Annotated in this window: 22 protein-coding genes; 13 read left to right on the top strand and 9 right to left on the bottom strand. The window is 70.3% G+C overall.

Annotated elements, in window-relative coordinates; genetic code table 11:
- The first annotated feature begins 11 nt into the window (after positions 1-11).
- Positions 12-584 carry a molybdenum cofactor biosysynthesis protein gene (locus RC2_RS03065; protein WP_068145008.1) on the top strand — a complete coding sequence of 191 codons (573 nt, stop codon included), beginning with the start codon at positions 12-14 and terminating at the stop codon, positions 582-584.
- A 5-nt stretch (positions 585-589) separates the two neighbouring features.
- Here the strand turns inward: RC2_RS03065 and RC2_RS03070 are convergent, their stop codons facing one another.
- Positions 590-2023, bottom strand: a complete 1434-nt coding sequence (locus tag RC2_RS03070; protein ID WP_068145005.1) for a dihydrolipoyl dehydrogenase family protein — start codon at positions 2021-2023, stop codon at positions 590-592.
- 68 nt (positions 2024-2091) lie between these two features.
- Here RC2_RS03070 and RC2_RS03075 point away from each other — a divergent pair, with 68 nt between their 5' ends.
- A complete protein-coding gene (locus RC2_RS03075) occupies positions 2092-2853 on the top strand; it encodes an SDR family oxidoreductase (RefSeq protein WP_068145002.1) in 762 nt (253 codons plus the stop codon).
- Between the two features lie 19 nt (positions 2854-2872).
- Here the strand turns inward: RC2_RS03075 and RC2_RS03080 are convergent, their stop codons facing one another.
- The 3 genes from RC2_RS03080 to pgi all read right to left on the bottom strand — a co-directional run bounded on the left by RC2_RS03080 (position 2873) and on the right by pgi (position 6733).
- Positions 2873-4165 carry a hypothetical protein gene (locus RC2_RS03080; protein ID WP_068145001.1) on the bottom strand — a complete coding sequence of 431 codons (1293 nt, stop codon included), beginning with the start codon at positions 4163-4165 and terminating at the stop codon, positions 2873-2875.
- Complete coding sequence (locus RC2_RS03085) at positions 4162-4923, bottom strand: crotonase/enoyl-CoA hydratase family protein (RefSeq protein ID WP_068144998.1); 762 nt, start codon at positions 4921-4923, stop codon at positions 4162-4164. Before RC2_RS03085 ends, RC2_RS03080 begins: the two co-directional genes overlap by 4 nt.
- A gap of 166 nt (positions 4924-5089) precedes the next feature.
- Positions 5090-6733 (bottom strand): glucose-6-phosphate isomerase, encoded by a 1644-nt coding sequence (gene pgi, locus RC2_RS03090; protein WP_068144994.1) that lies wholly within the window; start codon positions 6731-6733, stop codon positions 5090-5092.
- A gap of 87 nt (positions 6734-6820) precedes the next feature.
- Here pgi and RC2_RS03095 point away from each other — a divergent pair, with 87 nt between their 5' ends.
- Positions 6821-8308 (top strand): NAD-dependent succinate-semialdehyde dehydrogenase, encoded by a 1488-nt coding sequence (locus tag RC2_RS03095; protein WP_245810937.1) that lies wholly within the window; start codon positions 6821-6823, stop codon positions 8306-8308.
- A 25-nt stretch (positions 8309-8333) separates the two neighbouring features.
- Here the strand turns inward: RC2_RS03095 and RC2_RS03100 are convergent, their stop codons facing one another.
- Positions 8334-8627: a chorismate mutase gene (locus RC2_RS03100; RefSeq protein ID WP_068144987.1), complete on the bottom strand. Its 294-nt coding sequence runs from the start codon at positions 8625-8627 to the stop codon at positions 8334-8336.
- A 113-nt stretch (positions 8628-8740) separates the two neighbouring features.
- Between RC2_RS03100 and pcrA the strand changes: the two genes are divergently transcribed.
- Complete coding sequence (gene pcrA, locus RC2_RS03105; protein WP_068144985.1) at positions 8741-11176, top strand: DNA helicase PcrA; 2436 nt, start codon at positions 8741-8743, stop codon at positions 11174-11176.
- A 21-nt stretch (positions 11177-11197) separates the two neighbouring features.
- Here pcrA and RC2_RS03110 read toward each other — a convergent pair whose 3' ends face one another.
- Positions 11198-12283, bottom strand: a complete 1086-nt coding sequence (locus tag RC2_RS03110) for a M23 family metallopeptidase (RefSeq protein WP_072681030.1) — start codon at positions 12281-12283, stop codon at positions 11198-11200.
- 215 nt (positions 12284-12498) lie between these two features.
- Between RC2_RS03110 and RC2_RS03115 the strand changes: the two genes are divergently transcribed.
- The 9 genes from RC2_RS03115 (at position 12499) to purH (ending at position 23996) form a co-directional block, all read left to right on the top strand.
- A complete protein-coding gene (locus RC2_RS03115) occupies positions 12499-14133 on the top strand; it encodes a hypothetical protein (RefSeq protein ID WP_068144977.1) in 1635 nt (544 codons plus the stop codon).
- A 136-nt stretch (positions 14134-14269) separates the two neighbouring features.
- Positions 14270-15433, top strand: a complete 1164-nt coding sequence (gene sucC, locus RC2_RS03120; RefSeq protein WP_068144975.1) for an ADP-forming succinate--CoA ligase subunit beta — start codon at positions 14270-14272, stop codon at positions 15431-15433.
- A gap of 15 nt (positions 15434-15448) precedes the next feature.
- Positions 15449-16351, top strand: a complete 903-nt coding sequence (gene sucD / locus RC2_RS03125) for a succinate--CoA ligase subunit alpha (protein WP_068144972.1) — start codon at positions 15449-15451, stop codon at positions 16349-16351.
- Between the two features lie 134 nt (positions 16352-16485).
- Positions 16486-17721, top strand: a complete 1236-nt coding sequence (locus tag RC2_RS03130; protein WP_068144970.1) for an acyl-CoA dehydrogenase family protein — start codon at positions 16486-16488, stop codon at positions 17719-17721.
- Positions 17722-17775: 54 nt separating this feature from the next.
- Positions 17776-18900: a dimethylsulfone monooxygenase SfnG gene (gene sfnG / locus RC2_RS03135; protein ID WP_068144967.1), complete on the top strand. Its 1125-nt coding sequence runs from the start codon at positions 17776-17778 to the stop codon at positions 18898-18900.
- Between the two features lie 83 nt (positions 18901-18983).
- Positions 18984-20165 carry a DUF5336 domain-containing protein gene (locus tag RC2_RS18860; RefSeq protein ID WP_169818357.1) on the top strand — a complete coding sequence of 394 codons (1182 nt, stop codon included), beginning with the start codon at positions 18984-18986 and terminating at the stop codon, positions 20163-20165.
- A gap of 63 nt (positions 20166-20228) precedes the next feature.
- The gene (locus tag RC2_RS03150; RefSeq protein ID WP_139277254.1) at positions 20229-21767 is read left to right on the top strand and encodes a cell division protein PerM; all 1539 of its coding nucleotides are present in this window, start codon (positions 20229-20231) and stop codon (positions 21765-21767) included.
- A 47-nt stretch (positions 21768-21814) separates the two neighbouring features.
- Complete coding sequence (gene purN / locus RC2_RS03155; RefSeq protein WP_068144954.1) at positions 21815-22441, top strand: phosphoribosylglycinamide formyltransferase; 627 nt, start codon at positions 21815-21817, stop codon at positions 22439-22441.
- Positions 22410-23996 (top strand): bifunctional phosphoribosylaminoimidazolecarboxamide formyltransferase/IMP cyclohydrolase, encoded by a 1587-nt coding sequence (purH, locus tag RC2_RS03160; protein ID WP_068144952.1) that lies wholly within the window; start codon positions 22410-22412, stop codon positions 23994-23996. The genes purN and purH overlap by 32 nt, the downstream gene beginning before the upstream one ends.
- A 50-nt stretch (positions 23997-24046) precedes the next feature.
- Here purH and RC2_RS03165 read toward each other — a convergent pair whose 3' ends face one another.
- Genes RC2_RS03165 through RC2_RS03175 form a run of 3 tightly spaced genes read right to left on the bottom strand, consistent with a single transcriptional unit; the run spans position 24047 to position 25960 of the window.
- Complete coding sequence (locus RC2_RS03165) at positions 24047-24457, bottom strand: arsenate-mycothiol transferase ArsC (protein ID WP_068144950.1); 411 nt, start codon at positions 24455-24457, stop codon at positions 24047-24049.
- 1 nt (position 24458) lies between these two features.
- The gene (gene arsB, locus RC2_RS03170; RefSeq protein ID WP_068144947.1) at positions 24459-25559 is read right to left on the bottom strand and encodes an ACR3 family arsenite efflux transporter; all 1101 of its coding nucleotides are present in this window, start codon (positions 25557-25559) and stop codon (positions 24459-24461) included.
- The gene (locus tag RC2_RS03175; protein ID WP_072681032.1) at positions 25556-25960 is read right to left on the bottom strand and encodes an ArsR/SmtB family transcription factor; all 405 of its coding nucleotides are present in this window, start codon (positions 25958-25960) and stop codon (positions 25556-25558) included. The genes arsB and RC2_RS03175 overlap by 4 nt, the downstream gene beginning before the upstream one ends.
- Positions 25961-26041 lie beyond the last annotated feature (81 nt).

Here is a 26041-nt window from a genome sequence, read left to right on the forward strand (position 1 = left end):
ATTCACCGGCGATGACGTTCACCTATCCGCTCGAGATCGTGCAGCTGCTCGTGGCGCCGTCACACGCGTATTTCGGTCGGAGCGCGGACGGCCCCGCCGACGTGCCCACCCTCCACCCGGAGTCCGTCGAGGTCGTCGAGGGCAAGGGCATCCGGGGCGACCGGTTCTTCGGGGTTCGCGCGCACACCGAAGCCGCCGTCAGCTTCCTCGCGATCGAGGCGTGGGAGGCGGCGACCACCGCCGCGAACGGCGCGCCATGGGACGGCGCCGTGTCCGTGGCCCGACGCAACGTCGTGACGCGGGGCCTCGAGCTGGACCCGCTCCGCGGCGAGGACTTCGCGGTCGACACCGGCGACGGTCCCGTGCTCTTCCGCGGCGGGCGCCCCGCGCATCCGTGCGCGTGGATGGACCGCATGGTGGTCGACGGCACCCGCAAGGCCCTGATCGGCCGCGGCGGGCTCCGCGCCGGAGTGCTCGGCTCGGGTGTCCTGCGGGTCGGTCCGGGCGTGGTGCTCTCGCCCGTGCCGCTCGACGCCGCCCGCGCCGCCGATTCCGTGCGGCGCGCCCAGCCGCTGGGGCACTAGCGGGCCTACTGCTCGCGCGCCTCCTCGAGCAGCCGCAACCAGATCTCGCTGGTCGTCGGGTACGACGGGACGGCGTGCCACAGCACGTCCAGAGGAACCGCTCCCACGACGGCGACGGTGGCCGAATGCAGGATCTCGGCCACCCCCTGCCCGACGAACGTCGCGCCGATCACCGTGTCCGACGCCCGGTCGACCACCAGCTTCGCGTGACCGGAGAAGTTGTCCTGTCGCAGCGACGAACCCGCCACCGCGATGTCGGTCTCGACGGTGCGCACGTCTCGTCCCGCCTCGCGGGCCGCCGCCTCCGTCGGCCCGATCGACGCGACCTCCGGCGTCGTGAAGACCACCTGCGGGACCTGACCGTGGTCCGCCGTCGCGCGGTGGCGTCGCGAGTCGGTCGAGCGGCCGTCCGCGCGGGCGGCGATCACGTCACCGCAGACCCGGGCCTGGTACTTGCCCATGTGGGTGAGCAGCGCGCGTCCGTTGACGTCCCCCGCGGCGTACAGCCAGTCCCCGACGGCCGTGAGCGTGTCGTCGACGGGGACGTACTCGCCGGGGGTGAGGCCGACGGTCTCCAGGCCGAGATCACCGGTGGCGGGACGACGTCCCGTGGCCACGAGGATTTCGTCGACCTCGACGGTGTCGGTGCCACCGTCGGTCTCGATCGTCACCGTGGCCGGGCCGCCGTGGACGTGGCCGTAGCCGGTGTCGCGCGCGTCGGGACGCTCGACGTGCGCGATCGACGCGCCGGTTCGAATGTCGACGCCGGCGGCAACGAGCCCCTTCGCCACGGCGGTCCCCGCGAAGCCCTCGGCGTTCCCGAGCAGCCCGCTGCGCACCACCATCGTCACCCGCGATCCCAGCGCCGCCAGCCACGTCGCCGACTCGCAGGCGACGACGCCGCCACCGAGGATCAGCACCCGGCCCGGCACCTCGTGCAGGTTGGTGGAGTCACGCGAGGTCCACGGATGCGACTCCCGGAGACCGGGAATCGGGGGAACGGCGGCGGTGGTCCCGGTGGCGAGCACGACCGCGTGCCGCGCGGTGAGCGTGCGCTCGCCCACGGTGACCGTCCTCTCGCCCGCCAGTCGGCCGTGCCCGCGCACCACGTCGATGCCGGCGCCCTCGGCCCACTCGACCTGGGACGAGTCGTCCAGACCGTGCGTGTACGAGTCGCGTCGGGCGAGCACGGCGTCCACGTCGAGCGTGCGGTCCCCGATCAGCGAGGACACTCCCGGCATGTTCCGCGCCTGGTCCAGCACCGACCCCGGCAGCAGCAGCGCCTTGCTGGGCATGCACGCCCAGTAGGAGCATTCGCCGCCCACCAGCTCGTGCTCCACGATCACGGCCGTGCGGTCCGAGTGCGCGATGGCGTACTGGGCGGCGTTCTCGCCCACCGGTCCACCGCCGAGCACGATCACGTCGTAGGTATCGGTCATGGGTGGGATCCTTCGCATCGATCGAACGGGAAGTCGGGACTGCACGGGCACCGGTATAGGTTCGCCCGATGGGGAGAACGCGAATCGTGATCACGGGAGCCAGTTCGGGACTCGGCGAGGGGATGGCCCGGCGGTTCGCCGCAGAGGGACGCGACCTGGGGTTGTGCGCTCGGCGCCTGGACCGACTGGAGGCGTTGCGCGACGAGCTCGTCCGCGCCCATCCCGGCATCACCGTCGCCGTGGCCGCCGTGGACGTCACCGACCACGCGTCGGTCGTCGACGGAGTCGCCGCGTTGCGACGCGAGCTGGGCGGCATCGATCGCGTGATCGTGAACGCGGGGCTGGGCAAGGGCGCCCGGCTGGGCACGGGACGCGCGGACGCGAACCTCGAGACCGCGCGCACCAACTTCGTCGGTGCCGTCTCGCAGATCGAGGCGGCGCTGGCGGTGTTCCGGGAGCAGAACGCCGGGCATCTGGTCCTGGTGTCCTCCATCAGCGCCGACCGCGGGCTGCCGGGCTCGAAGGCCGTGTACTCGGCCTCGAAGGCCGGGGTCTCGGCACTCGGGGAAGCGTTGGTCGCCGAGCTGCGCGGCACCCCGATTCGCGTCACCACCCTCCTGCCGGGGTACGTCGCGACCGACATGTCGGCGCGCGCAGGGGACACGGGCCGGATGATGTCGACCCTCGACGCCGGGGTGTCCGCGATGGTCGACGCGATCGAGAAGGAAGTCACGCGCGCGGCGCTGCCGGGAATCACCTGGCGCGCCGTCGATGTCGTCCTGCGGGTGTTGCCGCGGCGTCTGACCGATCGGCTGGTCGGGTCCGCCTGACCGGGCGGTCACCGGTCGCTCACCAGAACCGTGGTGACAGGGCGTGCCGGGCGGCCGCCGCAGCCACGGCGCGCCGAACCGTGTCGACGGTGTGCGCCGCCGTGGGGTCGGTGACCACCACCGACACCGTGTAGGTGCCCGCGCATCGGCTGACGTAGGCGGAGAGGACCGTGGGCGACGCGGCGGCCTGCTCCCAGCGCAGACCGGGGTGGATCGCGCGCGTGGCCACCCGCCGCGCGGTGACCCCACCGATGTGCCGTACCGCGTCGGGGAGGTCACCGATGTTGGAACACAACGCATCCCGACGTCCGGTGGACGGCGCCAGCGCTGCGGCCCACCGATCGGGGACGACGTGCAGCAGCTCGTCGGGAAACCCGGCGGGGGCCGTCAGCGGATGGCGGTACGCCGTGCGGGCGGCCGCGCGCACGTCCGTCAGTGGAGTGTCGGGCGCGGCGTGGACGGCCGTGACGGACAGGGCGTTGGCGCCGCCGGCCTCGACCCGCATCGGGACGCCGAGCGTGACCGCCGCGCCGCCCCCGCAGCGCAGCAGATCCACCACACCGGCGACGATCGAGAGGAACAGCACGTTCGGGGTGCCGCCGTCGGCGTGTGCGCGCGACTCGAAGTCGGCCGCCGGCAGGTCCGCGACGACGGAGACGGGCGACCAGTTCGCGGGCCGCGCGCGGGGGGCACTGGGCGCAGTGCGTGACGCGGTCAGGTAGCGCCGCAGGTCCGCACGGCGGGTGGGGTCGACCGCCAGCGACGCCGACGCCGCCGCGGTTCGGCCGATCACCCGCCCGAGCACGGTCGCGGCGTCCCGGAGATCGTCGGACCGGGTCTCGTCCGACCGTCCCTCGTGGAGAAGGGGGCTGGGCTCGGGCGTGGCGTCGGAAACGGCCGCCGTGGCAGCCGCGATCAGACCGCGCGCATCGGCGACCACGTGGGAGCAGACCACGGACACGGCCGCCCCGGTGCCGTACGGGGCTGCGGCGAGTCGCCACCCGGGGCCGAACTCCGGATCGAGCGGAACGTCGGCGCAGTGATCCGCCCAGGCCGCGACGTCGGTGATCGGATCGCTCCACCTCACCCCGGCCGGGTCGGTCGCGCGGACCCAGCGCCGTCGCGCACCGGGAATCCGGGGGCGCACGATGCGGACCCCCAGGGCGCCGTGGCCCAACATATGGTCGGCCCGTTCGAGCGCCGCCCGGTCGATGGGCTCGTCGAACACCCAGATGCCCTGCATCGCAACAGGAATGCCGTAGCCGCGGTGCGTACGCAGGAAGATCTCGTCGACGACGGACAGTCTGGTCACTCGGCGGGCGCTCCGTGCCGTCCGGCCCCGCCGGTGAACCGCTGCACGCCGGCGGCGGCGTCGGCCAGCGAGATCGCCCCGTGCCGGAACTCGGCGACGAGCGCGTCGGCGGTACTCAGTCCGTTCTGCTCGAGGACCGACAGGCGGTCCCGTCGCAGGCAGGTCTGGGGGAACGCGGCGAGCTGTTCCGCGAGTTCCTCGGCCGCGGCGCGGGCGGTGCCCGTCGGGACGACGCGGTTGGCCAGGCCGAACGACTGTGCCTCCGCGGCGTCCACCGAACGCCCGGTGAGAATCATGTCCATCGCGCGGGACTCGCCGATCAGGCGGGGCAGGCGGACCGTGCCGCCGTCGATCAGCGGCACCCCCCACCGGCGGCAGTAGACCCCGAAGACGGCGTCCTCCTCGACCACGCGCAGGTCGCACCACAGCGCCAGTTCGAGACCGCCCGCAACGGCGTGGCCTGCGACCGCGGCGATCACCGGCTTGGACAGCTCCATGCGGGTCGGTCCCATGGGCCCGTCACCGTGCTCGGTGGCGACGTTCGACCGCTCGGTCCCCAGGGCCTTCAGGTCGGCGCCGGCGCAGAAGGTGCCGCCCGCACCGTGGAGGACGGCGACGGCGGCCGTGGGATCGGCGTCGAACTCCTCGAACGCGGCGACCAGTTCCGCGGCGGTCGGCCCGTCGACGGCGTTCCGGACATCGGGACGGTTGAGGATCACCGTGACCACCGGGCCACGGCGTTCGACGGTCACGTTCATGAGACGACCGTACCGCTCACCGTCATTCAACGTGACTGTTCACGAACGGTTTCCGACGTGTTCGCCGCCGGGTGTAACGCGGGACCACGCTGCGACGACATGGTGAGCGAGACCGTGCCGGTCCGTCAGACCCCCGACCCGACGGACCGGCGCGGTCTCGCTGTGTTCAGCGTCCGCGTGCCGCCCGGTACCACCGGACCAGCGTCGCGGTGGAGGAATCGAGGTCGTCGCCCGGCCCCGCCTCGTCGGTGAGGGTGGCGGTGAGCTCCTGCGCCTGCGTCTTGCCCAGCTCGACGCCCCACTGGTCGAACGAGTCGATTCCGTAGACCACACCCTCGACGAACACTTGGTGCTCGTACAGCGCGATGAGCTGGCCGACCACCGACGGCGTCAGCCGCGGCGCGAGGATCGACGTCGACGGCCGGTTGCCGGGCATCACCTTGTGCGGCACCACGTCCGCGGACGTTCCGTCGGCGGCGATCTCCTCCGCCGTCCTGCCGAACGCGAGCACCTTGGTCTGCGCGAAGAAGTTGCTCATCAACAGGTCGTGCATGCTGCCGGTGCCGTCGGCCGTCGGGAGATCGTCGGTGGGTTCGGCGAAGCCGAGGAAGTCGGTGGGGACCAGCCGGGTGCCCTGGTGCAGCAGTTGGTAGAACGCGTGCTGTCCGTTGGTGCCGGGCTCGCCCCAGAAGATCTCGCCGGTGTCGCCGACCACCGGGGATCCGTCGAGCCGCACCGACTTGCCGTTGGACTCCATGGTCAACTGCTGGAGGTAGGCGGGGAAGCGAGCCAGGTCGTTCGAGTAGGGCAGCACCGCCCGCGACTGCGCGCCGAAGTACTCCGAGTACCAGACGCCGAGCATGCCCAGGACGAGCGGCGCGTTCTCCTCGAGCGGAGCCTCTCGGAAATGCGTGTCGACGCGATGGAACCCGTCCAGGAACTCCCGGAACCGGTCGGGGCCGACGGCGATCATCACCGACAGCCCGATCGCCGAGTCCACCGAGTAGCGCCCGCCGACCCAATCCCAGAAGCCGAACATGTTCGCGGTGTCGATGCCGAAGTTCGCGACTTTCTCGGCGTTGGTGGAGACGGCGACGAAGTGCTGCGCCACGGCGTCGTCACCGAGGGCGGCGGTCAGCCACCGCCGCGCGGCCGTCGCGTTGGTCAGCGTCTCGAGCGTGCCGAACGTCTTGGAGGCGACGACGAACAGCGTCGTCGCGGGGTCGAGATCGGCGAGCGTGCCCACCAGATCCGCCGGATCGACGTTGGAGACGAAGCGCGCGGTGATGCCCGCGTCGACGTAGTGGCGCAGCGCCGCGTAGACCATCACCGGGCCGAGATCGGACCCGCCGATGCCGATGTTCACCACGGTGCGGATCCGTTCGCCCGTCGCGCCGGTCCACTCCCCGCTGCGCACGCGGTCGGCGAAGTCGCTCATCCGGTCCAGTACCTCGTGGACGTCGGCGACGACGTCCTGGCCGTCGACCTCGAGCGACGCGTCGCGCGGCAACCGCAGCGCGGTGTGCAGCACGGCCCGATCCTCGGACACGTTGATGTGCTCGCCGGCGAACATCGCGTCGCGACGGCCGGGGACGTCGGCCGCCCGTGCGAGATCGACCAGCGCCGAGAGGGTTTCGCGATCGACGCGATGCTTGCTGTAGTCGACGAACAGGTCACCCACGGTGACGGTGAGATCGGTGCCGCGGGAGGGATCGTCGGCGAAGATGTCGCGGAGATGGCGGTCGGCCAGTGCGGCGTGGTGATCGGCGAGTCGGGCACGGACGGCATCGGTGGGGGTGACGGCGCTCATGGGTCGACCCTAATCGTGTTCGCTGCGAGCGGTCGGGGTATGACTGCGGGACGGGGATGTACCCGCCCGGAACGTGAGGAGAGACCTGTGTCAGCAACGGCCGAGGTGACCGAGGAGCAGAGTCGGCGCGAGCGCGAGGTGATCGCGTCGGTGCCCACCAAGCTGTGGGTGGGGGGCGAGCAGGTCGACGCCGAGAACGGTGCCACGTTCGACGTGCGCGACCCGTCGACGGGCGAGGTGCTCACCTCGGTGGCCGACGCGAGCCCCGCCGACGCCGCCCGCGCGCTCGACGCCGCGGTGGCCGCTCAGAAGGGATGGGCCGCGACGCCCGCCCGCGAGCGCGGGGAGATCCTGCGCGCCGTCTTCGAGTCCATCTCGGCGCACGCGGACGACATCGCGCTCCTGATGACGCTCGAGATGGGCAAGGCCCTGGCCGAGAGCAAGGCCGAGGTGAAGTACGGCGGTGAATTCTTCCGCTGGTTCTCCGAGGAGGCCGTGCGGATCGCGGGGCGCTACACCCCGGCACCGGCCGGGAACGGTCGAATTCTGGTGACCAAGCAGCCCGTCGGTCCGGTGCTCGCGATCACGCCGTGGAACTTCCCCCTGGCGATGGGCACCCGCAAGATCGGCCCCGCTCTCGCGGCCGGCTGCACGATCCTGGTGAAGCCCGCGTCCGAGACGCCGCTCACCATGCTCTACCTCGCGAAGCTGATCCAGGACGCGGGTCTGCCCACCGGCGTCCTGTCCGTCCTGCCCACCTCGAAGTCCTCCGCGGTCACCGGGCCGCTGCTGGAGGATCCGCGGTTGCGGAAGCTGACGTTCACCGGATCCACCGAGGTGGGCCGGATGCTCGTGGAGAAGTCGTCGGCGAACCTGTTGCGGACCTCGATGGAACTCGGTGGGAACGCCCCGTTCGTGGTGTTCGACGACGCCGATCTCGATGCCGCCGTCGAGGGCGCCATGCTGGCGAAGATGCGCAACGGCGGTGAGGCCTGCACGGCCGCCAACCGCTTCCACGTGCAGAACTCGGTGCGCGAGGAGTTCGTCGCGAAGGTCACCGAGAAGATGAAGGCGATGACGCTGGGGCGGGGCGGTGACCCGGACACGAAGCTGGGCCCGCTGATCAACGAGGACCAGCGCGACACGGTCGCGGAGTTGGTCGACGACGCGGCGTCGAAGGGCGCGACGGTGGTTCTCGGCGGCTCGGTGCCCGACGGCCCCGGGTGGTTCTACCCGGCCACCGTCCTGACCGACGTGCCGGACGACGCCCGCATCTTGACCGAGGAAGTCTTCGGGCCGGTGCTCGCGGTGCGCGGGTTCGAGACCGAGGACGACGGAATCGCGGCGGCCAACGACACCGAGTTCGGTCTGGCGTCGTACATCTACACCGAGAGCCTCGACCGTGCGCTGCGGGTGGCGGACGCGGTGGAGACCGGCATGGTGGGCGTCAACCGCGGCGTCATCTCGGACGCGGCCGCGCCGTTCGGCGGCATCAAGGCCTCCGGCTTCGGCCGGGAAGGCGGCAGTGAGGGCATCGAGGAATACCTCGAGACCAAGTACATCGCGCTGCCCTAGGGGGCCGCGCTGCCCCGGGTAGGGGTCAGTGACCCAGGCGACCTCGGCCGAGACGCAGCAGCAGCATCGCGAGGGTATGGCCCTCCTGGCCGAGGTCGCTGAAGCGCTGCAGCACGGCCATCTCGCGGGTGTGGACCAGGCGGGGTCCGCCCTGCGCCATGCGGGTGCGTCCGATGATCTGCGACACCTCCGACCGACGCTTGACGGCGGCGAGGATCTCCGCGTCGAGGCGGTCGATCTCCTTGCGCAGCTCGGTGATCTCGGCCTCGGTGGTGGGGACGTCGACGCCCGTGTCGTGCGTCGTGTGCGAAGTACTCATGGCGACTCCTCCTGTCACGACGTGTGTCGCACGCCCGGACCGATCCGTTACCGGGCCGTGTCCAGTATGCGCCCCGCCGAGGTGTCGGTGGTCGGCGGTAACCTGGACGCACGATGAACACCACGTCTCCTGCGCGCGCACACCGGTCGGCCCCGTCCTCCGAGCACCTCCTCGAGGGCCTCAACCCGCAGCAGCGTGAGGCGGTGGTACACACCGGATCGCCGCTGCTCATCGTGGCCGGTGCCGGCTCGGGCAAGACGGCCGTGCTCACGCGGCGCATCGCCTACCTGCTGGCGGAGCGGGACGTCGCCCCCGGTCAGGTCCTGGCCATCACGTTCACCAACAAGGCCGCGGCGGAGATGCGGGAGCGTGTCGCGCAGTTGGTGGGTCCGCGCGCGCACTACATGTGGGTGAGTACCTTCCACTCGAGTTGCGTGCGCATCCTGCGCGCCCAGGCGGCCCTGCTGCCCGGTGTGAACAGCAACTTCTCGATCTACGACGCCGACGATTCGCGTCGGCTCCTCACCATGATCGGCAAGGACCTCGAGCTCGACCCGAAGAAGTTCTCGGCCCGTCTGCTGGCCACCCAGATCTCCAACCTCAAGAACGAGCTGATCGATCCCGATCGGGCGGTCGCCGACGCGCAGCAGGACACCGCGGAGCTGCCCGCGATCGTGGCCAAGGTCTACACGCACTACCAGCAGCGTCTCCGCTCGGCCAACGCGTTCGACTTCGACGATCTGATCGGCGAGACCGTCGCCCTGCTGCAGTCGCATCCGGACGTGGCGGAGTACTACCGTCGGCGGTTCCGGCACGTACTGGTCGACGAGTACCAGGACACCAACCACGCCCAGTACATGCTGGTGCGGGAGCTGGTGGGCACGGACGGCGAGTCGAGCGAGGGCGTGCCGCCGAGCGAGCTGTGCGTGGTCGGTGACGCGGACCAGTCCATCTACGCCTTCCGCGGCGCCACCATCCGCAACATCGAGGAGTTCGAGCGCGACTACCCGGACGCCCGAACCATCCTGCTCGAACAGAACTACCGGTCCACCCAGACGATCCTGTCGGCAGCCAACGCGGTCATCGCGCGCAACACCGGCCGACGGGAGAAGCGGCTGTGGACCGACACCGGTGAGGGCGAGCAGATCGTCGGGTACGTCGCCGACAACGAGCACGACGAAGCACGGTTCGTCGCGTCGGAGATCGATCGGCTGGTCGACGGCACCGACCTCAAGTACTCCGACGTCGCCGTCTTCTACCGGACCAACAACAATTCGCGTGCGCTCGAGGAGATCTTCGTGCGCCTCGGCCTGCCGTACAAGGTGGTCGGCGGAGTGCGGTTCTACGAGCGCAAGGAGGTCCGGGACATCGTCGCGTACCTGCGGGTGCTCGCCAATCCGGACGACACCGTGAGCATGCGCCGCATCCTCAACACCCCGCGCCGCGGTATCGGGGACCGGGCGGAGGCCTGCGTCGCGGTGCACGCCGAGCGGAAGAACATCAGCTTCAACGCGGCGCTGCTCGACGCCGCGGCGGGGCGGGTGTCGCTGCTGAACACCCGCGCACAGAACGCGATCGGCTCGTTCGTGGAGATGATCGACGAGTTGCGCGCGACCATGAACCAGGTCGACGCGGACGGCAACGACGTCGCCGACATCGGCGACGTGGTGGAGGCGGTCCTGGACCGCACCCGCTACCGCGCCGAGCTCGAGGCCAGCTCCGATCCGCAGGACGGCGCGCGCCTGGACAACCTCAACGAACTCGTCTCCGTCGCACGGGAATTCAGCGCCGATGCGCGCAACGCGGAGGGTCTGGAGGATCTGGACGTCGAGGCGGACACCGACCGCGACACCGAGGGGGTGGCCGAGCCGGGTTCGCTGGCGGCGTTCCTCGAGCGGGTCTCGCTCGTGGCGGACACCGACCAGATCCCCGACAACGGGGACGGCGTGGTCACCCTCATGACCCTGCACACGGCCAAGGGGCTTGAGTTCCCCGTCGTCTTCGTCACCGGGTGGGAGGACGGCCAGTTCCCGCACATGCGCGCGCTCGGCGACCCGGCCGAGCTGTCGGAGGAACGCCGGTTGGCCTACGTGGGCATCACCCGCGCTCGCCATCGGCTGTACCTGACTCGCGCGATCATGCGTTCGGCGTGGGGGCAGCCCATCCAGAACCCGGAATCGCGCTTCCTACAGGAGGTTCCGCAGCACCTGATCGACTGGAAGCGGGAGGATCCCGGTGTCGGTGGTGGCGGCATGGGCGGCGGTTTCGGCTCGGGCCGTCAGCGCGACTGGACGGCCAACCCCCGCGGGGGCTGGTCGGGTGGCTCGTCGCCGTCCTCGACGCCCACCCCCGGCTTCGGCAAGGCGCGGGCCTCGAACACCGTGCTGTCGTTGGCCGTCGGCGATCGCGTGAGCCACGACAAGTACGGGCTGGGCACGGTGGTGGAGTCCGGGGGAACCGGTCAGCGGGCGATGGTGCTCATCGACTTCGGCACGGCCGGCCGGGTGAAGATGATGCTGATCGGCGGCGTGCCGATGATCAAGCTGTAGACGAGGGAGGCGGGCCGGCGATCAGTCGCCGGCCGGGCCCAGGCTGATGCCACGGGTGGCCAGCCAGGGGAGCGGGTCGATCTTGTTCTCGCCGGGCAGGTGCACCTCGAAGTGCAGGTGCGGGCCGGTGGACTGGCCGCGGTTGCCCATCTTGGCGATCTCGTCACCCGCCATGACCGTCTGGCCCACCTGGACCTCGGACGAGTCGATGTGGCCGTACACCGTGATGGTGCCGTCGGCGTGCTGCAGACGGATCCACAGTCCGAAGCCCGCCGCGGGGCCGGAGTCGATCACGGTGCCGTCGGCCACCGCGTAGACGGGCGTGCCGATAGCGTTGGCGATGTCCACGCCGGCGTGCAGGGTGCCCCAGCGGGCGCCGAAGCCGGACGTGTACGTACCGATAGCCGGAAGCGCGAAGAGCGGACGCCGCGCGGCGGCCTCGCGGGCCTCGCGCTCGGCGAGGAAGCGCTGCCCCTTGGCCAGGAGCTGATCGAACTGGCTCAGGTCGACGGGTGCGGCGATGTTGAGGATCTGCGGTGCCGCGGACTTCGACGGCGCCGAAATGGGCGCTCCGGTCGACGTTGCGGTCGGGAGGCTGTCCGAGGTGGGTGCGGCGGTGTCGAGAATTGCGGGCGCGGCGGCGTCGACCACCCCGGCCACGGCGGCGGGAGCCTGGCCGGCGGCGAGCGCGTACTCGGAGACGTCGCTGCGCTCGGCGGGCTGATTGCCCGCCACGGCGGCCTGTCCGGCGGAGACCACGGCGCCGGCGGCGACGGCCACGACGGCGACCCGGCCCTTGAGGGCGGTCGGCGGCGCGGGAATGCGGTGCGCGCCGGTGCGGCGCGGGGCGACCTCGTCGACGGTGTCGGGATCGGTGGACGCCACCAGGAACTGGGTGGCGGGAACGGAACGGCGGCGACGCGGTGCGTCGTCGGCGCGGGTGGCCGCGGTCCAGGCCGGCGCGGTGGCGTCGTAGTCGTCGCCCTCGTGATCGCGATCCCACGGACTGGAGGTGTCGACGGGGGACGGATCGGGAACGCTGGTAACGGTGGAGTCGCTGGTGCCGACGAAGCGGCTGGGTGTGAACGGAGTGCGGTGGTGCTGCAAGAGCTGCCGTCCTCCTGATCGTGAACCCGTGGAATGTCGCGGTGGTCATCCGTGACCTGCTCGTGATGTGAGCCTGGGCGACGGTAACGAAACGGTCGCAGGCTTCGCAAGCCGATCCGCGATCCCGCCCGGATATGTGAGGTGGCTCACAAGGCCACCTGGCGGAACTCGAGAGAACGACCCACGCGATCGGGTCACCGATACCGTCGTCGATCGTGACGAAGCCGCTCGAACCGTCGTCCGCCGCCCTCGTCCTGGTCGGCGCCCTCGCCGTGACCGCCGCGTCCGTCGTGGGCGTCGCGTCGCCCGTACTCGCCGGACCCCCGATCGGCTCGACAGTCTCGACCGCCCTCGGTCACGCACTGGTGGTCGCGCTGGTGCTCGGAAGCCGACGGTCACGGCCCGATCTCGGCCTCGCCGTGACCGCCGCCGTGGGCGCGGTCGCCGCAGGCCTCGCCGTGACCGATCTGCAAGTGTTCGCCCGAGCCCTCGACGCGGACCGACTCGACCTGTTCCGTCCGGCGGCGGCGGCGGCGCCGTCGCCGACGATCGGCGCCGCGGCACTCCTCGCCGGCCACGTCGCGTTCGTGACCGCCGGCCTCCTCGCCGCGGTCGCGCTGGCCCGACGGCCGTCCGTCGTGGACGACGATGCACCCCGTCGTGCGCTGCTGGTGGTTCTCGGTGCGGCGGGTGCTGCGGCGGCCGTCGCGGTGCCGGCCTACGTCAGTACCGACTCCGTCTTCCTGGCGCCGTCCGTTCTCGGCGCCCCGGTGCTCTCGGCCGTCGGCTACGTCCTCGCCGCGCTGGCGGTGCTCGTGGTCGTCGCTCTCGGGGCCACCTCGTCGCGTCGGGACGTCACCCGCGGAGCGCTGGTGGGCGTTGCACTGTCGGTGCTTCTCGTCGTACTCCCGCGCATCCCGGCGGCCGCCGCGGCCGGTGACCGCATCGACGTCGGACCGGGGACCTGGCTCGGCCTCGTGAGCGTGGCGCTGCTCCTCGCCGCCGCGCGGCCGGACCGCACCGGCGAGGGAGCCGGCGAACGCCGACCGTCCACCGCCCGGCCGCGACGCGCCCCGAACGCCCGGCTGGTGGCCGGGTCCCTGCTGCTGCTCTCGGCGGCCGCAGCGGGAGCCGGGTCCGTGCTGCCCGTCCTGGACGCGGGCGGACCGGTTCCGCGCATCTCGGGGGTCGGCGCGGTGGCCGTGTCGGCCGTCGTCGTGGCCACGGTGGGGGTGCTGCTGTGCCTGTCGGAGTTCGCGCCGTCGGTTCGCCCCGCGGCTGCTCCGATCCTCGCCGCCCACGGAGCCCTCGTCTCGGTCGTGCTCCAGGCGGTGGTGCTCGGCGTCGGCGTCGAGGGCGTCCGGCCGGGGCTCGGTGGATGGCTCCTCGGACTGTCCGTGCTCGCCGCCGTCCTCGCCGCGCCGGCGCTCGCCGCGGATCCCGTGGATTCGGACCCAGCGGAGTCGGAGTCCGCGGAGTTCGATCCCGCCGAGCGCGCGCCGCACCTCCGCGCCGTCGCGTGGACGTCGGCCGGTCTGATCGTCCTCGGGTCGGCGCTGCCGGCGCGGTCGGTCGACGGACGACTCGGGGGCTGGGTCGGGACGTGGCCGTGGGGCTGGGACGTCTGGGGCCGCGTCGTGTTCGCGGCCGTGGTGGTGGCGACGACGGCGATCCTGCTGCGCGCGCGTCGTTCTCGCGCGGTGGCTGCGGCCGTCGGCACCACCGTCGGTGCGGGCGGGCTCGCCCTCGCGGCGGTCGTGGACGGCGCCGCGGTCGGCGCCGCGATCACGGGCGTCGGTGCAATAGTGTCGGCCCTGCTCAGTGGCCTCCTCGCTCGTACTGACGAGTAGCATTCGCGCTGGTCGGTGAGATGGAGCACAACGGACACGGGGTGTTGTCCGGGCCTCCGGGCCGGTCGTTATTGTCGTTGGTCGGACCCGCTCCTACCCCTCGAGCGGGCGTCAACGCAGACGAGATGGTGAGCTGATGGATCTCTTCGAATACCAGGCGAAGGAACTCTTCGCCAAGCACGAAGTTCCGACGTCGGCCGGACGTGTCACCGACACGGTGGCCGGTGCCCGCGCGATCGCCGAGGAAATCGGCAAGCCGGTCATGGTCAAGGCGCAGGTCAAGGTCGGTGGCCGCGGCAAGGCCGGTGGTGTCAAGTACTCGAAGGACGTCGCGGAGGCGGAAGCCAATGCCGAGGCGATCCTGGGCCTGGACATCAAGGGTCACGTCGTCAAGAAGCTCCTCGTCGCCGAAGCGAGCGACATCGCGGAGGAGTACTACATCTCCTTCCTGCTCGACCGCACCAACCGCACCTACCTGGCGATGTGCTCCGTCGAGGGTGGCGTCGAGATCGAGGTGACGGCCGAGGAGAACCCGGACGCACTCGCTCGCATCCCGGTCGACGCCGTCAAGGGTGTCGACCTGGCGTTCGCGCGGCAGATCGCCGAGGCCGGCAAGCTGCCCGCCGAGGTCCTGGACGCCGCCGCCAACACCATTCAGAAGCTGTGGGAAGTCTTCATCAAGGAAGACGCCCTCCTCGTCGAGGTCAACCCCCTCGTGCGCACGCCCGACGACCAGATCCTCGCCCTCGACGGCAAGGTCACCCTGGACGCCAACGCGGACTTCCGCCAGGAGGGCCACGCCGAGTTCGAGGACGCCGACGCGGCCGACCCGCTCGAGGCGAAGGCCAAGGCCAACGACCTCAACTACGTCAAGCTCGACGGACAGGTCGGCATCATCGGCAACGGCGCCGGGCTGGTCATGTCGACCCTCGACGTCGTCGCGTACGCCGGTGAGGCCCACGGCGGCGTGAAGCCCGCCAACTTCCTCGACATCGGTGGCGGTGCCTCGGCCGAGGTCATGGCCAACGGTCTCGACGTCATCCTCGGTGACGACCAGGTCAAGAGCGTCTTCGTCAACGTCTTCGGCGGCATCACCGCGTGCGACGCCGTCGCCAACGGCATCGTCGGTGCGCTGAAGAAGCTGGGCGACGACGCCAACAAGCCGCTGGTGGTTCGCCTCGACGGCAACAAGGTCGAGGAAGGCCGCAAGATTCTCGCCGACGCCGCGCACCCGCTGGTGACGCTCGCCGAGACCATGGACGAGGGCGCCGACAAGGCCGCCGAGCTGGCTGCGAAGTAGAGGGCTGAACACACAATGTCGATCTTTCTGAACAAGAACAACAAGGTCATCGTCCAGGGCATCACGGGCGGCGAGGGCACCAAGCACACCGCGCTCATGCTCAAGGCCGGAACGCAGGTCGTGGGCGGCGTCAACGCCCGCAAGGCCGGAACCAGCGTGTCGCACAAGGCCGCCGACGGTTCCGACGTCGAGCTTCCCGTCTTCGGTTCCGTCGCCGAGGCCATGGAGAAGACCGGCGCCGACGTGTCGATCGCGTTCGTGCCGCCGGCGTTCTCCAAGGACGCCATCGTCGAGGCCATCGACGCCGAGATCCCGCTGCTCGTCGTCATCACCGAGGGAATCCCGGTGCAGGACAGCGCGTACGCGTGGGCCTACAACGTCGAGAAGGGCGAGAAGACCCGCATCATCGGGCCGAACTGCCCCGGCATCATCACCCCCGGCGAGGCGCTGGTCGGCATCACCCCGGCCAACATCGCGGGCAAGGGCCCCATCGGCCTGGTCTCCAAGTCGGGCACCCTGACGTACCAGATGATGTTCGAGCTTCGTGACTTCGGCTTCTCCACCGCCATCGGCATCGGCGGCGACCCGGTCATCGGGACCACCCACATCGACGCCATCGAGGCGTTCGAGAAGGACCCCGAGACCGAGATCATCGTCATGATCGGCGAGATCGGTGGCGACGCGGAAGAGCGTGCGGCCGACTACATCAAGGCCAACGTGACCAAGCCGGTCGTCGGCTACGTCGCCGGGTTCACCGCCCCCGAGGGCAAGACCATGGGCCACGCCGGCGCCATCGTCTCCGGCTCCTCGGGCACCGCCCAGGCCAAGAAGGACGCCCTCGAGGCGGCCGGCGTCAAGGTCGGCAAGACGCCGTCCGAGACCGCGGCTCTGGCGCGAGAGATCCTCGAGAAGAAGTAACCCGCTTCACCCGTCTGCGACGCCCGAAGGCCGGTTCCCCAGTGGGGATCGGCCTTCGGCGTATCCGCGAACGGTACGAATCACCCCGATCGCAATGGTGTCGCCGCGCACTCGTTCCCGGTGTACTGCCGAGCATGACGATCACCGAGAACCGACCCAGCGGAACCGGTGCCGGGGGGCGCTGGACCACCACACCGACCACACCCGAGGAATGGATCGATCGCGCACGGGACGTGGCGACGATCCTGGCGGAGGACGCAGTCGCCCTCGACCGCGGTACGGAACCGCCGCACGCCGAGGTGGCCCTGTTGAAGGACTCGGGACTGGCCACGGTGCTGGGACCGGTGGAGTTCGGCGGGGGCGGCCAGAGCTGGGAGACGGCGTACCGACTCATCCGTGAGGTGGCGACGGCCGACGGCTCGATCGGCCAGCTGTACGGCTACCACCTGCTGTGGTTCTGGGCGGCCCGCCTGGTGGGCACCCCCGAGCAGATCGCCGCCGTCGAACAGGCCGCGACGGAGAATCGCTGGTTCTTCGGCGGCGCGGTCAATCCGCGGGACAACGACGTCGAGATCACCGACGAGGGCGACACCCTCGTCTACCACGGCGCCAAGACCTTCTCGACCGGCAGCCGCATCTCGGACGTCACGGTGCTCGAGGGTGTGCTGGCGGGTACGGACACCCACATCTTCGCGATCGTGCCCTCGGACTCCGAGGGCCTGACGTTCCACGACGACTGGGACAACATCGGCCAGCGTCGCACCGAGAGCGGCAGCGTCACCATCGATCACGTACGCACGGAGTGGAGTTCCGCGGCGGGCTTCGTCGACAAGGTGTTCCAGCCGCGGGTCTACAACACGCTGAACGTGCCGATCATCCAGTTGGTGTTCGTGAACTTCTACCTCGGCATCGCGCGCGGCGCGCTCGACAGCGCGGCGGAGTACACCCGCACCACCACGCGGGCGTGGCTGCACTCGACGGTCGACAATGCCCTCGACGAGCCCTACATCATCGACCTGTACGGCGACTACACGGCCAAGCTGTGGGCGGCCGAGGCGCTGGCCGATGCCGTTGCGGCGGAACAGCAACGACTGCACGACGACGCCGATGCGGTCACCGAGACCCAGCGCGGTGAGCACGAGGTCCGCGTCGCGGCGGCCAAGGCGCGCGCGACGGAGGTGGCCCTCGAGATCACCGCCGGCATCTTCGAGGCATTGGGAGCGCGAGCAACCGCCTCGAGCCACGGGTTCGACCGGTTCTGGCGAAACGTCCGCACGCACACGCTGCACGATCCGGTCTTCTACAAGCGTCGAGAGGTGGGCCGTCACGTGTTGACCGGCGAGTTGCCCACGCCCACTTGGTATTCCTGACCGACCCGGCGCAGCACTCGCCCGCAGCCTTTCATCACCGAGAGAACGAGAGACATGAGCACCGAGAAGATCGCCGACGCCGTGAAGTTCGCGTACTGGGTTCCCAACGTCAGTGGGGGACTGGTCACGAGCGACATCGAACAGCGCACCAGCTGGGAGTTCGAGTACAACAAGAAGCTCGCGCAGACCGCGGAGAACAACGGGTTCGAGTACGCGCTCAGCCAGGTTCGGTACGAGGCCAGCTACGGCGCCGAGTATCAGCACGAGTCCACGAGTTTCAGCCTCGCCCTGCTGCTGGCCACCGAACGGCTGAAAGTGATTGCGGCCGTTCACCCCGGCCTGTGGCAGCCGGCGGTCCTGGCCAAGCTGGGCGCGACGGCGGACCACCTGTCCGGCGGGCGCTTCGCAGTCAATGTCGTCAGCGGCTGGTTCAAGGACGAGTTCACCCACCTCGGTGAGCCGTGGCTCGAACACGACGAGCGGTACCGCCGCAGTGCCGAGTTCCTCCAGGTGCTGCGCAAGATCTGGACGGAGGACGACGTGGACTTCCGCGGCGACTTCTACCGAATCCACGATTTCACGTTGAAGCCCAAGCCGCTCAACACGGCCGAGCGTCCGAACCCGGAGCTGTTCCAGGGCGGGAACTCGACGGCGGCCCGGCAGAACGCCGGTCGGTACTCCGACTGGTACTTCTCCAACGGCAAGGACTTCGACGGCATCACGGAGCAAATCGACGACGTCCGAGAGGTGGCCCGGGCGCACGACCGCGAGGTCGAGTTCGGACTCAACGGTTTCATCATCGCGCGCGATTCCGAGAAGGAGGCGCGCGACGTGCTCCGGGAGATCGTGGAGAAGGCCGATCGCCCTGCGGTCGAGGGGTTCCGCGGCGCCGTGCAGCAGGCGGGCAACTCGACCGGCGACAAGAAGGGCATGTGGGCGGACTCCTCCTTCGAGGATCTCGTGCAGTACAACGACGGCTTCAAGACGCAGCTGATCGGAACCCCGGAGCAGGTCGCGGAACGCATCGTCGACTACCGGGACCGCGGTGTCGACCTGATCCTGGGCGGATTCCTGCACTTCCAGGAGGAGATCGAGTACTTCGGAGAGCGGGTGTTGCCGCTGGTCAGGGAGATCGAGGCGGCCCGGTCGACCGATCGCGACCGAGTCGGTGCGGCCTGACCCCGGTTCCGGATGTTCCGTAGGGTGGCGGACGAGATTTCCCGATCCACGGGGCCGCCCCACGAACAGGAGGACGAACTCGGATGAGTCTTCAGCCAGGTGAATCGGACCGCCGACCGGGGGACGAGCCGACCGGCTCGACGCACCCTCCGGCGGGCGCGGAGCCGACGGTGTCGGTGCCCACGGCGTCGGTGCCTGCCACCGATCCGGGTCGGGCCGCCCACACGGACAGCGGAGCGTCCTCGCCGACCTCGCCGTCCGGGCGCCACGACACCGGACACGACCACGACGACGCGACCATGACCGCCGAGAAGAAGGACGCGGCGCTGCGTTCCGTGCGTCGGATCGCGTCGTTCGTGGTGCTCGGAACCGGCGTGCTCGCGTTCGTGCTCGGGCTCGCCGCGCAGTTCACGCTCGAAGGACAGTCGAGCAACTTCTTCGAGCGCGCCACCGGTGACGCGACGTCGGTCGCTCTGTTCCTCGCCGCGGCGGTCGTCGTGGGCCTGTCGCTGCTGCCCAAGCAGGTCGCGCCGTGGCCGGTCGTCGCCGGTCTGTCGGTCGCCGGAGTGGTCACGCTGGTCTTCCAGCTGTTCAATGCCGGCTCGATCGAGACGCCGTTCACCACCGTCGAGGTCGGGGTGGGCATCGGCGCGATCCTCGTGCTGATCCTCGGCCTGGTCCAGGCGGCGTCGTCGGTCGCTCTGGTGCTTCTCGACGCCGGCGTGGTGAGCCTGCCGGACAAGCGGACGCCGAAGCAGTCGCCGTTCGGTGGCGGGTCGGTGTTCGACAAGTCGCGCGGCCAGTCGGAGGGGTACCAGCCGCAGGGCTACGGCCAGCCGCAGGGTGGGTACGGCCAGCCGCAGGGATACGGGCAGCCTCAGGGTGGTTACGGGCAGCCTCAGGGCTACGGCCAGCCGCAGGGCGGTTACGGGCAGCCGCAGGGCGGTTACAACCAGCCGCAGGGCTACGGCCAGCCGCAGGGTGGCTACGGCCACCCGCAGGGCTACAACCAGCCGCAGGCAGGGTACGGCCAGCCGCAGGGATACGGCCAGCCTCAGGGTTACGGCCAGCCGCAGGGCGGATACGGGCAGCCGCAGGGCGGATACGGCCGGCCCCCGGCGTACGGCCAGCCTCCTGTTCACGGTCAGCCGGAGTACGCCCCGGCGCCGCGCCCGACGGAGTCGGGTTCGGCCGGGCCGTCCGACGGGTCGTCCACCGACTCCACTCGGGCGTTCGATCCGGTCGAGGACCGCGACCGCTCCTGACGCTCGACCACCGACGGCGCGCCTGGACCACCCTGGCCGCCGTCGGTGGGATTCTGGTTCGCGATGACTTCGCTACTCGATCGTGACGCCTCCCCGCGCGCCCGCCTGATGCCGTCGCCCGATGATGCCCGCGTCCTCCTGGGGGTCGCGTTCCGGCCGTCGGGCATCCTGCTGGCCGTGGTGTCGGTGGTCGTGGTGCTGACGCTGGTCCTGGCGGGCAGCGATCTGACGGGCACGTTCGGTGCGCTCGCGGGCACGTGGCTCGCGGTGCATCAGGTGCCGCTCGGAATCGCGGGCGCGACGTTGTCGTTGCTGCCGATTCTTCCCACCGCGCTGCTGGTCCGTGGAGTGGCACGTCAGGTGGCGCGTGCGGTGACGCCGTCGTCGTCGCGCCGGGACGTGGTGTGGGTGGTCGCCGCCGCGCTCGCAGGTCCGCTCGCGATGGCGGTGGTGATGCTGGCGATGATCGGTGACGCGTCCACGGTCATCGCGATGAGTACCCCCGGGTTCCTGGCCACGGTCGGCTGGGTCCTGCTGGTGCACGGCCTCGGTGCCGCCCTCGGGTGCGTGCGCGGGACGTGGCCGACGCCGGTGCACCGCCTCGATCTGCCGGCCTGGGCACTGGCCGCCGCGGGTCCTGCCGCGCGCGCCGGAGCGGTTCTGGTGGCGGGTGGAGCCGTGACGGTCGTGGTCTCGCTCGTACTGTCGATGTCCACCATGGGTGCCGTCCTCGACGCCGGAGGCGGCGTCGGCGGGGCTCTCGGACTGACTGCACTGTCCGTCCTCTACCTGCCGAACGTCGTCGTCGCGGCGGCGTCCGTCGTGACCGGGGCATCGGCCTCCGCCGGCGTTGTCTCGGTCAGCGTGTTCGAGTCCACCGGCGGCGACCTTCCTGCGGTGCCCGTTCTGGCGGCGTTGCCGGAGTCGTCGGCGCAGATCTGGTGGCCGGTGCTGCTCGTGGTCCCGGCGGTGGCCGCGATCGTCCTGGGACGGGCGGCCGCACGGGCGACCGCGACGCTCCCGGACGCGCTGCGCGCCGCGTCCCTGGCCGCCGTCCTGGTCGCGCTGGGGTGCGCGGTGGTCTCGGCGGTGTCCGGAGGCGTCGTCGGGACCTTCGGCCACTTCGGGGCGGACATCGCGCTGTTCGCCGTCACGGCCTTCACCTGGTGTCTCGTGGTGGGGGTCGTCGCTGCCGGTGTCGCGGCGTACGTCCTGCGGCGACACGACGTCCACGGGTGGGACGACCCGGTCGACCAAACGGCCGACCGTGACCGTGCCTCCACACCGTCGGACGCGGTTGCCGCGCTGCCCGCCGGGTCGGCCACCGAGCCGACGGACGATGCGGACACCACCGATGTCCCCGAGCCCGCCGACACCACCGAGCCCGCCGACACCACCGAGCCCGCCGACACCACCGAGCCCGCCGACACCACCGAGCCCGCCGAGACCACCGAGACCGAGGTCGACACGGCGGAGACCGTCCCGGCGGAGTCCGACAAGTCAGAATCCGCCACGACCGCAGCATCGGAGACCACCCCCACCGATGTCGTCGATGCCGAGGTGGTCGACCTCCCCGACGAGCCGAAATCGACGGGCGTCTAGGCTTCGGGACGCCCCGTACCCGTCGTTCGAAGCCGAGGAGAAGAGCGCTGTCTGCTCCGCCCGCGACGTCCCACCGAGCCTCCGCGGCTCGGGTGGTGGTGTTGGCATCGGGCGCCGGGTCCCTCCTCCGCTCGCTCGTCGACGCCACGGCCGAGCCCGACTTCTCCGCCGAAGTGGTGGGCGTCGTCGCCGACCGTGAGTGCCCCGCCGAGACCGTTCTGGGTGCGACCCGAATCCGCCCCTGCGACTATGCGGACCGCGCCGAGTGGGACCGTGCGATCACCGCTGCGGTGGCCGACCTCGACCCGGATTACGTCGTGAGCGCAGGATTCATGCGCATTCTGGGCCCGTCGTTCCTTTCCCGTTTCGGTGGTCGGGTTCTCAACACGCATCCCGCGTTGCTGCCGTCGTTTCCCGGGGCGCACGCTGTGCGGGACGCCCTCGCCGCCGGCGTGCGCGTCAGCGGCACCACCGTGCACCTGGTGGACGAGGGAGTCGACACCGGCCCCATCCTCGCGCAGGAAGCCGTGCCGGTGTTCGTGGGTGACGACGAGTCGTCGCTGCACGAGCGCATCAAGATCGTCGAGCGGCGTCTGCTGATCGAGGTGGTCGCCGCCGTCGCCGCCCGCGGAGTCATCATCGATGGACGAAAGGCCCAGATTCCCAGTGACTAGCCCCGAGAACCGCAGAGCCGTCCGACGCGCTCTGGTCAGCGTGTACGACAAGAGCGGCCTCGACGAGCTGGCCGCGGGCCTGCACGCTGCGGGCGTCGAGATCGTGTCCACCGGATCGACCGCCAAGCGCATCGCCGACGCCGGCGTTCCGGTCACCCCGGTCGAAGAACTGACCGGGTTTCCCGAGACGCTCGATGGTCGGGTCAAGACCCTCCACCCGCGGGTGCACGCCGGCATCCTCGCCGACACCCGACGCGGCGAGCACGTGGCGCAGCTCGAGGAACTGGGTGTCGCCGCGTTCGAGCTCGTGGTGGTCAACCTGTACCCGTTCACCGACACCGTGGCGTCGGGTGCGTCGGCGGACGAGTGCATCGAGCAGATCGACATCGGCGGTCCCTCGATGGTGCGCGCGGCGGCGAAGAACCATCCGTCGGTCGCCGTGGTGGTCGACCCCGCTCGGTACGACGACGTCCTCACCGCGGTGACGACGGGCGGCTTCACCCTCGAGCAGCGAATTCGACTGGCGGCACAGGCTTTTCGGCACACAGCTGCGTACGACGTGGCCGTCGCGTCCTGGATGACGGAGTACTCGGCTGCCGACGAGGCGTTCCCGACGTTCACCGGAGCCACCTACCAGCGCGCCGCGGTGCTGCGGTACGGCGAGAACCCGCACCAGGGGGGTGCGCTGTACGTGGATGCGACGTCGGGATCCGGCATCGCGCAGGCCGAGCAGGTGCACGGCAAGGAGATGTCCTACAACAACTACACGGACGGCGACGCCGCGTGGCGTGCGGCGTTCGACCACGACGCGCCCGCCGTCGCGATCATCAAGCACGCCAACCCGTGCGGTATCGCCGTCTCGCACAGCGGGTCCATCGCCGAGGCGCACCGCAACGCGCACGCCTGCGATCCGGTGAGTGCCTACGGCGGCGTCATCGCCGCCAACCGCGAGGTCACCGTCGAGATGGCCGAGCAGGTCGCCGAGATCTTCACCGAGGTGATCATCGCGCCGTCCTACGCCGACGGCGCACTGCCGGTCCTGCAGCGCAAGAAGAACATTCGGGTGCTCATCGCCGAAGTACCCTCGGCAGTCCCGGAGATCCGGCAGATCTCCGGAGGTCTGCTGGTGCAGGACCGCGATCTTCTCGACGCCGAGGGTGACGACCCGTCGAACTGGACCCTTGCCGTCGGTGACGCTGCCGACGAGGCGCAGTTGGCGGATCTGCAGTTCGCGTGGCGCGCATGCCGCGCGGTCAAGTCGAACGCGATCCTGCTCGCCTCGGGCGGGGCGTCGGTCGGTGTGGGTATGGGCCAGGTCAACCGGGTCGACTCGGCCGAACTCGCCGTCCGCCGGGCCGGTGATCGCGCACGCGGCGCCGTTGCTGCCTCCGATGCGTTCTTCCCGTTCCCCGATGGATTCCAGATTCTCGCTGCCGCCGGCGTCACCGCCGTGGTGCAGCCGGGTGGATCCATTCGTGACGACGAGGTCATCGCCGCCGCACGTGATGCGGGCGTGACGATGTACCTCACCGGCTCCCGCCACTTCGCGCACTAGCCGACGCCCGTTCCGACGCGCCGCGTGCAGGCGCGTCGGGACCGCGCCGGTTACGTGCGGAGGCGGGTGGCGAGTTCGGCAACCCGTGCTGCGATGTCGTCGCGAACCAGCCGCATGCGTTCGATGCCCTCGATGCCGCGTTCGGACGGCTCGTCGGTGTCCCAATTCTCCACCGGTGTCCCGGCCTCGGGGTCGACTCCGGCGTCGCGGCCGAGGGTGACGACCAGGTCGACTTCGCGAAGTAGCTGCGGGTCGATCGGAGTCGGGGTCTCGGCGGTGATGTCGACACCGACCTCGAGCAGCACCTCGGCGGACAATGTGTTGACAGCTGCGCCGGGCTTGGTCCCGGCGGAATGGACGTCGACGGTATCGCCGGCGGCGGCGCGCATCAGCCCGGCGGCCATCTGCGACTTGCCGCCGTTCTTCACGCACACGAACAGCACGGACGGCGTGGAGGTCATGTCACGACTCCTTCGTAGCCGCCGGAGCGGCCGTCTCGGGGATGCCTGAGGTGAACCGACGTCGCAGGGCAAGAGAGACGTACACGAGACCTATCAGCACCGGCACCTCGATCAAGGGGCCGACGACCCCGGCGAGGGCTTGCCCGGAGGTGGCGCCGTAAGTGGCGATTGCAACGGCGATGGCGAGCTCGAAGTTGTTGCCGGCGGCGGTGAACGCGAGGGTGGTGGTGCGCTGGTAGCCGAGGCCCATCGCTGCTCCGAGTAGGTAGCCGCCGCTCCACATCAGGGCGAAGTACACCAGCAGCGGGAGCGCGATGCGCACGACGTCGACGGGGTTCGAGGTGATCTGCTCCCCTTGCAGGGCGAACAGGATCACGATGGTGAACAGCAGCCCGTAGAGGGCCCACGGGCCCAGGCGGGGGAGGAACGTCTGCTCGTACCAGTCACGCCCCCTGGCCTTCTCGCCGTAGCGGCGGGTCAGAAATCCGGCGAGCAAGGGGACGCCGAGGAAGATCAGGACCGATTTCGCGATCTGCCACGGGGAGGTGTCGATGGTGGTCTGTTCGAGTCCCAGCCAGCCTGGCAGGACGGAGAGATAGAACCAGCCGAGGACGGCGAACATGACCACCTGGAACACCGAATTGATCGCCACCAACACGGCGGCGGCTTCGCGGTCTCCGCACGCGAGGTCGTTCCAGATGATCACCATGGCGATGCATCGGGCGAGGCCGACGATGATCAGGCCGGTCCGGTACTCGGGCAGGTCCGGGAGGAAGATCCAGGCGAGCGCGAACATCAGTGCCGGTCCGACGATCCAATTCAGCGTCAGTGACCCGGCGAGGAGTCGGCGGTCGCCGGTGACGGTGTCCAGGCGGTCGTAGCGGACCTTCGCCAGCACCGGATACATCATGATCAGCAGGCCGACCGCGATCGGCAGAGAAATTCCATCGATCTCGACCGCGGACAGGGCGTCACCGAGTCCAGGGATGCCTCGTCCGAAGAGCAGGCCCGCGGCCATCGCGACGCCGATCCACACCGGGAGGAATCGGTCGAGGAAGGACAGCTTGCCGACGACTTCGGCGCTGTCGGACATTCGGGTCATCGCGCACCCACCGCCACGTCCGCACCCGTAGGCGCGCAGACGGACGCGCCGAGCACACCGGACTCCGGGGACAACACCGCCGATAACTCGGTCAGTGCGGACGGGATCACTCGGTAGTACACCCAGGTGCCGCGACGTTCGCAGTCGACAAGTCCCGCTTCGCGGAGCACCTTCAAGTGGTGGGAGATCGTCGGCTGCGACAGCTCGAACGAGCCGGAGATGTCACAGACGCACGCCTCGCCGGCGGCGTGCGAGGCCACCAACGACAGCAGTCGCAGGCGCACTGGATCCCCGATCGCCTTGAACATTCGAGCCAGGTCACCGGCCCAGTCCGCGGTCAACGGCTCACGCGTCAGCGGTGAGCAACACGCATTCTGCGCCACACGTTCCTGCTTCGACACCGCTCTATATTGACACACGTCTATGGCGCGGGCAGACGCTCACCCGATAACTCCACCGGTTTCGGGGAAGCGGTATCCGGC

Source organism: Rhodococcoides corynebacterioides NBRC 14404 (assembly GCF_001894765.1).
Lineage (GTDB): Bacteria > Actinomycetota > Actinomycetes > Mycobacteriales > Mycobacteriaceae > Rhodococcoides > Rhodococcoides corynebacterioides.

Coding starts and splice junctions, on each gene's coding strand:
- RC2_RS03130 (WP_068144970.1), top strand. CDS start 16,486: ATGACGATCACCGAGAACCGACCCAGCGGAACCGGTGCCGGGGGGCGC.
- RC2_RS03085 (WP_068144998.1), bottom strand. CDS start 4,923: ATGAACGTGACCGTCGAACGCCGTGGCCCGGTGGTCACGGTGATCCTC.
- RC2_RS03070 (WP_068145005.1), bottom strand. CDS start 2,023: ATGACCGATACCTACGACGTGATCGTGCTCGGCGGTGGACCGGTGGGC.
- RC2_RS03065 (WP_068145008.1), top strand. CDS start 12: ATGACGTTCACCTATCCGCTCGAGATCGTGCAGCTGCTCGTGGCGCCG.
- arsB (WP_068144947.1), bottom strand. CDS start 25,559: ATGACCCGAATGTCCGACAGCGCCGAAGTCGTCGGCAAGCTGTCCTTC.
- RC2_RS18860 (WP_169818357.1), top strand. CDS start 18,984: ATGAGTCTTCAGCCAGGTGAATCGGACCGCCGACCGGGGGACGAGCCG.
- RC2_RS03100 (WP_068144987.1), bottom strand. CDS start 8,627: ATGAGTACTTCGCACACGACGCACGACACGGGCGTCGACGTCCCCACC.
- sfnG (WP_068144967.1), top strand. CDS start 17,776: ATGAGCACCGAGAAGATCGCCGACGCCGTGAAGTTCGCGTACTGGGTT.
- pcrA (WP_068144985.1), top strand. CDS start 8,741: ATGAACACCACGTCTCCTGCGCGCGCACACCGGTCGGCCCCGTCCTCC.
- purH (WP_068144952.1), top strand. CDS start 22,410: ATGGACGAAAGGCCCAGATTCCCAGTGACTAGCCCCGAGAACCGCAGA.
- RC2_RS03075 (WP_068145002.1), top strand. CDS start 2,092: ATGGGGAGAACGCGAATCGTGATCACGGGAGCCAGTTCGGGACTCGGC.
- sucD (WP_068144972.1), top strand. CDS start 15,449: ATGTCGATCTTTCTGAACAAGAACAACAAGGTCATCGTCCAGGGCATC.
- RC2_RS03165 (WP_068144950.1), bottom strand. CDS start 24,457: ATGACCTCCACGCCGTCCGTGCTGTTCGTGTGCGTGAAGAACGGCGGC.
- pgi (WP_068144994.1), bottom strand. CDS start 6,733: ATGAGCGCCGTCACCCCCACCGATGCCGTCCGTGCCCGACTCGCCGAT.
- sucC (WP_068144975.1), top strand. CDS start 14,270: ATGGATCTCTTCGAATACCAGGCGAAGGAACTCTTCGCCAAGCACGAA.
- RC2_RS03150 (WP_139277254.1), top strand. CDS start 20,229: ATGACTTCGCTACTCGATCGTGACGCCTCCCCGCGCGCCCGCCTGATG.